The following is an 8,645-nucleotide window of genomic DNA, read 5'->3' as shown; positions in this document are numbered from 1 at the left end:
ATACTATGAGTTCTAACTTCTCGTTCCTCAGACCGAACAGTAAAAGGACGCTGACTCAAATCCACCGATATCACATCCTCGGTAACTAACTCAGCCCCCCATCTCTCAGCCTGAGCCTTCATCCGATCCATCAACTCCGGTCCTGTAATCCCTTCCGGAAACCCCGGAAAGTTCTCCACTTCCGTCGTTGTCATCAGCTGCCCGCCAGGTAGCCCCCCAGCCTGAAAGCCTTCAAAGACAAACGGTTTCAGGTTCGCCCGCGCCGCATAGATAGCAGCAGTATACCCCGCAGGGCCAGAACCGATAATCACCAAGTTCTCTACTGTTGGTTTGGTCATAGAGCTATGCAAACTCATAACGACTACGTTTAATTCAGTATAACTGCTTCTGACCAGAAATTTCATCCCCCTCCTGTTGGTGTAGGCTATCTGCAAGCCCTTTAGTTCTAGATGAGTGTACGCTTACAAAGATTGTTAAGCTTTGAGTTTTGGTTTCAAACAGCCGTAACTCTATTGATGAGCGATTAAAAGCAGTTTTTGTTAGAAAGTATATTTCCGATCCAAAGATGGGAAAAATAAAGTTTAACAATAGGAGCGATTAAACATGGACAGCCAAGCATCCGAGTTACTAGAGAAAATTCGTCAGCAATTTGACGCCGGACCTTATCCCCGAATTCCACTAGAAAAATATCCCACAGGAGACACAAATTTCCTCTATCTTCATAACCTGGTCACATCTTACTACTTGAGAAACCAAAAATTTATAGATACTCAAGATAAAGTAATTTTAGACGCAGGCTGTGGCACGGGCTACAAATCCTTGATGCTTGCAGCAGCAAATTCAGGAGCCAAAGTTGTTGGCATTGATTTTTCAGAAGAGTCCATAAAACTAGCCAAAACCCGTTTGCAATATCACGGTTTTGAAAATGTAGAGTTTCATGTTCTAGCAATAGAAAATTTACAACAACTTAATAGAGAATTTGACTACATTAATTGTGACGATGTTATTTATCTTTTTCCCAATCCAGTGACAGCCCTACAGGCTATGAAGTCTGTTTTGAAATCAGAGGGAATTATCCGCGCTAATTTCCATAGTTCATTGCAGCGAACTAACTACTATCGAGCGCAGAAAGTTTTCAAGATGATGGGATTGATGGATGAAAACCCACGAGAGTTGGAAATTGACATAGTGCGCGAAACGATGAAGGCTTTGAACGATCAAGTTAGACTCAAGACCTTTACCTGGGATGCTAAGCGTGAGAAAGACGAAGAGTGGTTTCTGATGAATTATTTATTTCAGGGCGATCAAGGCTACACTATCCCGGAAATGTTTTCTGCTTTGAAAACAGCTGACCTGGAGTTTATCAGCATGGTGAATTGGCGGGAATGGGACTTGATGACTCTGTTCAAAGAACCAGACAATTTGCCGGTGTTTTTAGCAATGAGCTTGCCTGGAACTACAGTGGAAGACCAGCTGCATCTATTTGAACTGTTAAATCCCATCCATCGGCTGCTTGACTTCTGGTGCGGTCATCCCAACCAGGCTCAGCCTTTTGTGCTACTTTCTGAGTGGCAGTTGTCAGATTGGCAGGGAGCAATAGTTCATCTGCATCCTCAGATGAAGACATTAGAGGTGAAAGAAGAACTCGTCAGCCGCGTTAACCAACTGCAACCGTTTGAAATTAGTGAGTATCTGCCAGTAATGGACAGTACCATAGCGGCTTGCTTACTACCCTTGTGGGAGTCGCCTCAGTCCATGCAGTCACTGGTACAACTGTGGCAGAAACTCAGACCCGTACATCCTATAACCCTAAAGCCGACAGATGAGGCAGAAGCTTTTGAAATTGTAAAACAGGCACTGATTGGACTGGAGGATTTTGGCTGTGTGCTTCTGGAGCAGCAACCCTGAGTTGATGGGGACACCTGCAAAAAAAATTTTGCGGGGGGTGATATGAAACTGATCGGAAGTGGGTAAGTTACATCCAGGAGTTAAAAGTTAAGCACCCCGCACCTCAAGGAGAAACCCCTCATGAAGACTGAACTGAAAGCTAAGTTCCTGCAACACCTGAACCAGAAAAAACAGAACGAAGGCTTCACCCTGATTGAACTGCTCGTCGTTATCATCATCATTGGTATTCTGGCTGCTATTGCTCTGCCCTCCTTCCTTAACCAAGCCAACAAAGCCCGCGCATCTGAAGCCAAAACCTACGTTGGCTCCGCAAACCGCGCTCAACAAGCCAGGTTTCTGGAACAGGGTAATTTTGTGACTGAAACAGCTAAATTTGCGGAGTTAGAATTAGGCATCAACACACAAACAGAAAACTATAAATACTCACTCACAAATGCAGGTGTAGCTGGAGCCTCTACTCAAGCTACGCCTGCTAAGGCTGGTCCTGCGGTTTTGAAAGGCTATGTTGGTACTGTAGCTGTCGGTAAAACATCGGGTGCAGGTACTGGAGAATCAACCACCCTGGCAGTTGTCTGCGAGACTAATACTCCAATTGTTGCTGGTGCAGTCCCCGCTGCCGGAGCTCCTACCCCTGCGTCTCCTGGTACCACCAGTATTGTCTGCGGCGCAAACCAGAAACCTGTTCAATAATCCTATTAGCAGCCTGTCTGCTTTCAAACTCCTTTGCAGAAGACCTTTGCTAAAGTGGGTAGTGTTATCTACCCACTTTATTTATTGGTTTGATTGATTATTGCTAGTTTGAATCACTAATACTGTCATGTCATGAGTGCTGAAATTTCTACTGACGACCCTTTAGGCTGGCAACAGCAAGCCGATCGGTATTTGCTGCAAGGAGACTACACTAAAGCCGCAAGCCTCTATGAACAGGCTATTGAAGCAGAACCCAGCGTGAAGTTTTATTACTGGCATTTAGGTCTAATATTGCTGTTGCAGGGACAAGAAGCGGAAGCTCAGATGATTTGGCTCTTAGCAATTGCAGAAGGTGAACCAGAGCAGGTGGAGTCGTGGACAAGAGATCTAACAGAGGTTTTGCAAGCCGAAGCAGATCGACGGGAGGCTCAGAGAGACTATAGAGTTGCCTGGGCAATCCGCCAGCACATTCGAGAAGTCAATCCAGACGACTTGGATAACCTGCTACATATTATTCAACTCTCACCTAGCCTAGAGATATCTAATCATCAGGATTTACCCCTTTCTGAGGTGGCACACCTACTTCAGTCAAGCCAACCTATTAAGTTTGATGCCAACTTACGATTGCAGATAATACAGCAGGTTTTAGAACTTTATCCACTTCACCCGTCTGCATTTGAATTTATTGAAGCTTGTATTTTAAATACTGATAATGACGAAGGTTTAATCCATATTCTGACTGATAAAGCTGCTGCCTTTGTAAACTCTCTTTCTTCAGAAAAAACTGCCCGATTTACAAAACTATGCTTACAGATAGCACCCAATAACATAGGTATTTTAGCAAATCTGGCAAATCTATATCAAACCGCAGGCAGGAATCTGGAAAGTGTAGAATTTGCTCAACGTATTCTTAATTCTCCGCATACGTTGGTGGATGAGGTGGCTGCTAATTATCTGACTGTCAGAGGTCTAATGCGAGCTGGCGGGCAATGGCAAAAAGCGGAGGAGGCACATCAAGAATACCAAAGAGCATTGAGTGCGCTAATTGAATCTAATAGCCCTGTAAATGAAGGTCATCTTCCGTCTTTAATGACAACTGTGGTCTTTCCTCCTTACTTTCAGGATGACCCCGATAGTACACATAAATTTCGCAATGTGGTTGGCAAATATTGTCAGTCCGGAATCCAGCGTTACTCTAATCAGGGAGTAGGAGTAATTCAATCACAGCAATCATCTAAGCGCGTTTCTAATTCCCACAAACTTTTAAAGATTGGTTACTTATCTACCTGCTTACGCAGACATTCTGTTGGCTGGCTAGCACGATGGGTTTTTCAGTATCATGAACGCGATCGGTTTCAAGTCTATGCTTATTCTTTAGAAGGTAAAAACGATCCTATACAAGATTTTATTGCTAGAAATACATCTAATTTTTGTGATTTATCCACAGCAAAAACAATAACTGAAATTGCTGAACGTATTTATCAAGACGAAATTGATGTGCTGCTCGATTTAGACAGCATCACTTCTAGCAAAGTTTGTGGGATTATGGCATTAAAGCCTGCTCCTGTTCAAGCAACTTGGCTAGGGTCTGACGCTTCAGGTTTACCAGCAATTGATTATTTTATTGCAGATCCCTATGTTTTGCCTGAATCTGCTCAAGATTATTATGCTTCAACAATTTGGCGTTTACCAACAACATATATTGCTGTAGATGGCTTTGAAGTAGAGGTACCTACCCTACGGCGCGATCAATTAAATATTCCTAACGATGCAGTGGTTTATCTCAGCTGTCAAACAGCATATAAGCGTCACCCTAATACAGCCCGTTTGCAAGTAAAAATCACTAAGGAAGTACCTAAAAGCTATCTACTTATCAAAGGACAAGGTGATGAAGAGTCAATGAAGCGTTTCTTTGAGCAAATTGCAGAAGAAGAGGGAGTAGAGAGCGAGCGCCTGCGATTTTTGCCAGATGTTGGTACGGAGGCAACTCACCGAGCAAATTTAGGCATTGCGGATGTGGTACTAGATACCTATCCTTACAACGGAGCCACAACAACCCTGGAAACGCTATGGGTGGGTATTCCTATAGTTACACGAGTAGGTGAGCAATTTTCGGCTCGTAACAGCTACACCATGATGATGAATGTAGGTGTAACAGAGGGTATTGCCTGGACGGATGAAGAATATGTCGAATGGGGAGTTCGTTTAGGGAAAGATGCTGTCTTACGGCAACAAGTTGCTTGGAAACTTAAACAGTCGCGGCAAACTGCTCCTTTGTGGAATGCTAAGCAGTTTACCCACGAGATGGAAAAGGCTTACGAGCAAATGTGGGAAAAGTATATTCAAGGCGAGCGCCGTTAAGCAAGCAAGTTTTGAACGTCGCCACTGACGTAATCGCGAATTTTTCCCACAACAGGCAAGGAACCTAATCCTTGCTGTACCAGCTCTGGAAATTGAGCCAGACTCTTTATGATGTTGTTAGCAAAATTGTAATTTGCATCCGTACCGTATTGCAGATTCAAATATTCTAATAATTCTAGGGCGTGTCATCAATTCAACCAGATAACAGAAGCAGCCAAATAAATCGCACCCAAAAAGTTGGTAGCTCGTTTATCATAGCGGGTTGCGATTGCCCGATACTGCTTGAGCTTGGCAAAAAAGTTTTCAATTAGGTGGCGGGCTTTGTACAAGTCTTTGTCGTAATCGCGCAGTATGCTGCGGTTACGCTTCGGCGGAATCACTGCTGTCTTGCCCTGGCTCTCAAGTAGCTCAATCACCCGCTTATGGGCGTCATAGGCCTTATCAGCCAGTAGGGTGTCAGCCACGAGGTCAGGCAATAGCTGATCAGCTCCATCTAAATCGCACGCTTGTCCTGGTGTAAGGTGAAAACTCAGAGGATTTCCCAAGGCATCTACCGTTGCATGAATCTTGGTACTTAATCCACCTTTGCTGCGACCAATTGCTTCTCGCTGTGGTTCCCCCCCTTTGCGCCCGCACTATGCTGGTGAGCGCGGACAATGGTCGAATCAATCATGGCATATTCGTTGTCTGCATCTTCTGCCAACTGCTGAAATACCCGCTCCCACACACCACTCTTTGACCATCGGGTGAAGCGTGTATGAATCACTCGGAAATCTCCAAATCGTTCCGGCAAGTCTCTCCAGAGGATTCCTGCCCGATACCGGTACAAAACGGCTTCAACAAATAACCGATTGTCTTTAGCCGTCACTCCGACTGTTCCTTCTCGTCCGGGCAGTAACTCTTTGATTCGCTCCCATTGGTCATCTCGCAGCGCATAACGTCGAGTCATCTGTATTCTCTCCTTAGCTTCTCCTGGATATTTCTAGTCCAGTCTAACTAATTGATGACACGCCCTAGGGAATAGTCTGGAAAATCCATTATATCGGCAATGCAAGCTAACTTTAAAATTCTATCTGGTGTTTTTAGGTGTGTACTAATATCCTCTCGAATTAAATCCCGGAAGTAAAAACCATCTCCCCATAGTAATTGTCCAGTACGCTCTGTAGATACAATGGGAGAACGAGTGCGAGGACGATAAGCTTTTGTTAAATCGAATAGAGTAAAACTTTGCTTTCTGAGATAGGTGTCTATATCGGCAAAAAAAGGTTGATTTATGTATAAAAGGGAAAATATGACTTCAACTTGAGCCGCTAGAATACTGCGTTCTAAAATTCCCGCAGCTCCTTCTAAAACATGAATATCTGCACCCTGAACATCAGTTTGTAGGAAATCAATTTCATTGATTCCTTCTGATTGGCAGAATGCATCTAAAGTTGTTGTTTCAAGATCAACAGTAAAATCTAAGTTCATTAATTCTGAAATTCCAGCAAACCGTGCTAGGTAAGGTTCATTAGGTGGATCTAATGAGCTACACATGGAATGCTTTGTTACATAAAGTGTAGACTCTCCTAAAAAGTTACTAAGTGCCAAAGGAATATGTTTTTCTGTCCAATTTACTTGCCTAGCTTCAATCTCAGCGTTAGCCTCATCACAAGCCTCTGAGTTAGCATCAAATCCATAAATAGTCAAGCGAGGCGCAAAAATACCCCATCCTTTGCTGGCATAGTCATCTTGAATATCTAATTTGCGAACTAATGTTAAATATTGTCATGTGTACTTGATCTAAATGACCGCTTTTTTTAAACTAGGGATAAAAACTGACATCCAAAAAAAACTCTACATATTTGCTGATGAATTAATTTACACCGGTTATTGCGAATAACCCAGTATTTTTCGGTGCTAGCAACATTATATAATGTTAGCTAGAATCATTAAAAGATCAACTAACAGTAACAATGAAATCCCTCAAACTCCATATCGGAGGTCAGGAAAGTCATCCAGATTGGAAAATTTTAGATATTGAGCCTCGACCTGAGGTTGATTATGTAGCGAATGCCTCTGATTTGAGCCAATTAGAAAGTAATTCCGTCGAAATGATTTATGCCAGTCACGTTTTAGAACACTTTTACTATGGTTTAAATAATGAACTTATCAATACATTAAAGGAATGGCATCGGGTACTCCAACCAGGGGGAAAGCTTCTAATTAGCGTTCCTGATTTAAAAAGTTTATGTTGGCTTTATTTAAATCCGAACTTAATGCCTTTGGAACGTCATCACTTGATGAGAATTATATTTGGTGGACAAACGAATATAAACGATGTTCACAAAGTTGGTTTTGATTATGAAATTTTAGCTCTTTATTTAGAAGAAGCTGGTTTTGAAGAATGGGAACAAGTGTCCGAGTTTAATTTGTTTAAGGATTGTAGTAGCCTACGTATCCTAGACACTTTGATTAGCCTCAATATCATTGCTAAAAAATAGTTATGGAATATAAATTTAATATTTTAAAAAGTAATGATATAAATGCTTTATAAATCTCGTCATGACATTACCCAATTAATAGCTAGATATACACTAACCTTGCTGTGCGTTTTGTCAATAGGGCTTCTACAAGTACCTCAACTAAACAAACTAACTGCTAAAGCAAAAACTTTTTTGCCGGAAGAGTTAAACAAAGAAGCAGAGGCAGCAAAACTCCGTCTCAATCTGCTTCAGACGTTACCCTCGTTTGGATTTGATAATCTTTTTGCAGACTGGGTATTTCTTGGCTTTGCGCAATATTTTGGTGATGATTCAGCACGCCAAGTTACTGGATACAACGTTAGCCCGGATTATTTTGAAGTTATCGTAGACCGTGATCCCAAATTTTTAAAGGCGTATCTTTTTCTCTCTAACAGTATTTCCATGTATGCAGGAATGCCAGAAAAGTCTGTTGCGCTTATGGAGAAAGGGTTAAAGTCGATTGCCAAGAATCCGCTTCCAAAGTCTTATTATGTCTGGCGCTATAAAGGAACTGATGAATTATTGTTTTTAGGAGATGCCCAAGCTGCTAGGAAATCCTTTGAAAAGGCAGCGGAGTGGGCGAGTGTTTATGAAGATCCAGAAAGCAAGAATGTAGCAGCTATTTCTCGTCAGACTGCACAATTTTTAGCTCGCAACCCTAATAGTAAGTCGGCTCAAGTGGGTGCTTGGACAATGATTTTACAAAATGCGGTTGACGATCGCACGCGCAAGATTGCTATCAGTCGCATTGAGGTGCTGGGTGGTAAAGTCATTATTACGCCAGAAGGGGGAGTGCAGGTTCAGCTACCGGAGCAAGATTAAGGGACCCCACGCAAGAAGACTTTACGAGAAGAGGCGCGATCGGGCCTCTTTTTCTTGTGCTTGCAGCTAAAAACAAAACTGCCCCACAGCAAGACTGCTGTAGAGCAAGAGGACAGTTAAACGCTTACTCTAGTTTCCAGAAATCTAGCACCCATTGACTCGCCCTGTGTGACGGTATTTACAGTGTCCATTGAGAGAAATTAAAGGCGCAATAGGCTGCAATCTATGGTGTTGTGCCTACTAAACGCAAGACAGAAGCTGATGGAGGCGTTGGCTAAAAAGATGGATGTAGCAACAAACGATTTAGTATCAAGCCTAAACCAAACCCGCTCCAAGATACGGCAACGAGAATCCAAAAAG

At 42.7% G+C, this 8,645-nt stretch carries 8 protein-coding genes; 5 read left to right on the top strand and 3 right to left on the bottom strand.

Going from position 1 to position 8,645, the window contains the following annotated elements; translation table 11 throughout:
• Nucleotides 1-338: FAD-dependent oxidoreductase (locus tag H6F50_RS26270; RefSeq protein ID WP_190430974.1), on the bottom strand; the 338-nt coding region annotated here is incomplete at its 3' end.
• 265 nt (nt 339-603) lie between these two features.
• On the opposite strand from H6F50_RS26270, the gene H6F50_RS26265 reads away from it, so the two are divergent.
• From H6F50_RS26265 to H6F50_RS26255, 3 genes are all read left to right on the top strand, one after another.
• A complete protein-coding gene (locus H6F50_RS26265) occupies nt 604-1,908 on the top strand; it encodes a class I SAM-dependent methyltransferase (protein WP_190430973.1) in 1,305 nt (434 codons plus the stop codon).
• A gap of 120 nt (nt 1,909-2,028) precedes the next feature.
• Nucleotides 2,029-2,598 carry a type IV pilin-like G/H family protein gene (locus H6F50_RS26260; protein ID WP_190430972.1) on the top strand — a complete coding sequence of 190 codons (570 nt, stop codon included), beginning with the start codon at nt 2,029-2,031 and terminating at the stop codon, nt 2,596-2,598.
• Nucleotides 2,599-2,730: 132 nt separating this feature from the next.
• A complete protein-coding gene (locus tag H6F50_RS26255) occupies nt 2,731-4,959 on the top strand; it encodes an O-linked N-acetylglucosamine transferase, SPINDLY family protein (RefSeq protein WP_190430971.1) in 2,229 nt (742 codons plus the stop codon).
• 188 nt (nt 4,960-5,147) lie between these two features.
• On the opposite strand, the gene H6F50_RS26250 is transcribed toward H6F50_RS26255, so the two are convergent.
• Both H6F50_RS26250 and H6F50_RS26245 read right to left on the bottom strand, forming a co-directional pair.
• Nucleotides 5,148-5,908, bottom strand: a protein-coding gene (locus H6F50_RS26250; protein ID WP_242029217.1) for an IS5 family transposase whose coding sequence is annotated in 2 segments (ribosomal slippage) — nt 5,148-5,570 and nt 5,573-5,908 — 759 coding nt in all. Because the reading frame shifts where the segments join, the coding sequence is not laid out codon by codon here.
• 47 nt (nt 5,909-5,955) lie between these two features.
• Entirely contained in the window at nt 5,956-6,648 is a 693-nt protein-coding gene (locus H6F50_RS26245; RefSeq protein WP_199292381.1) for an FkbM family methyltransferase, read from the bottom strand.
• Nucleotides 6,649-6,914: 266 nt separating this feature from the next.
• On the opposite strand from H6F50_RS26245, the gene H6F50_RS26240 reads away from it, so the two are divergent.
• Entirely contained in the window at nt 6,915-7,442 is a 528-nt protein-coding gene (locus H6F50_RS26240) for a methyltransferase domain-containing protein (RefSeq protein WP_190430970.1), read from the top strand.
• 42 nt (nt 7,443-7,484) lie between these two features.
• Nucleotides 7,485-8,285 carry a hypothetical protein gene (locus H6F50_RS26235; RefSeq protein ID WP_190430969.1) on the top strand — a complete coding sequence of 267 codons (801 nt, stop codon included), beginning with the start codon at nt 7,485-7,487 and terminating at the stop codon, nt 8,283-8,285.
• Nucleotides 8,286-8,645: the final 360 nt, after the last annotated feature.

The sequence above is a fragment of the Coleofasciculus sp. FACHB-712 genome (genome assembly GCF_014695635.1).
GTDB lineage: Bacteria > Cyanobacteriota > Cyanobacteriia > Cyanobacteriales > FACHB-T130 > FACHB-T130.
This window is presented reverse-complemented; position numbering and strand designations above follow the sequence as displayed.

What these genes read in the sequence shown, in the direction of transcription:
- H6F50_RS26265 (WP_190430973.1), top strand. Translation starts at nt 604, where the DNA reads ATGGACAGCCAAGCATCCGAGTTACTAGAGAAAATTCGTCAGCAATTT.
- H6F50_RS26260 (WP_190430972.1), top strand. Translation starts at nt 2,029, where the DNA reads ATGAAGACTGAACTGAAAGCTAAGTTCCTGCAACACCTGAACCAGAAA.
- H6F50_RS26255 (WP_190430971.1), top strand. Translation starts at nt 2,731, where the DNA reads ATGAGTGCTGAAATTTCTACTGACGACCCTTTAGGCTGGCAACAGCAA.
- H6F50_RS26240 (WP_190430970.1), top strand. Translation starts at nt 6,915, where the DNA reads ATGAAATCCCTCAAACTCCATATCGGAGGTCAGGAAAGTCATCCAGAT.
- H6F50_RS26235 (WP_190430969.1), top strand. Translation starts at nt 7,485, where the DNA reads ATGCTTTATAAATCTCGTCATGACATTACCCAATTAATAGCTAGATAT.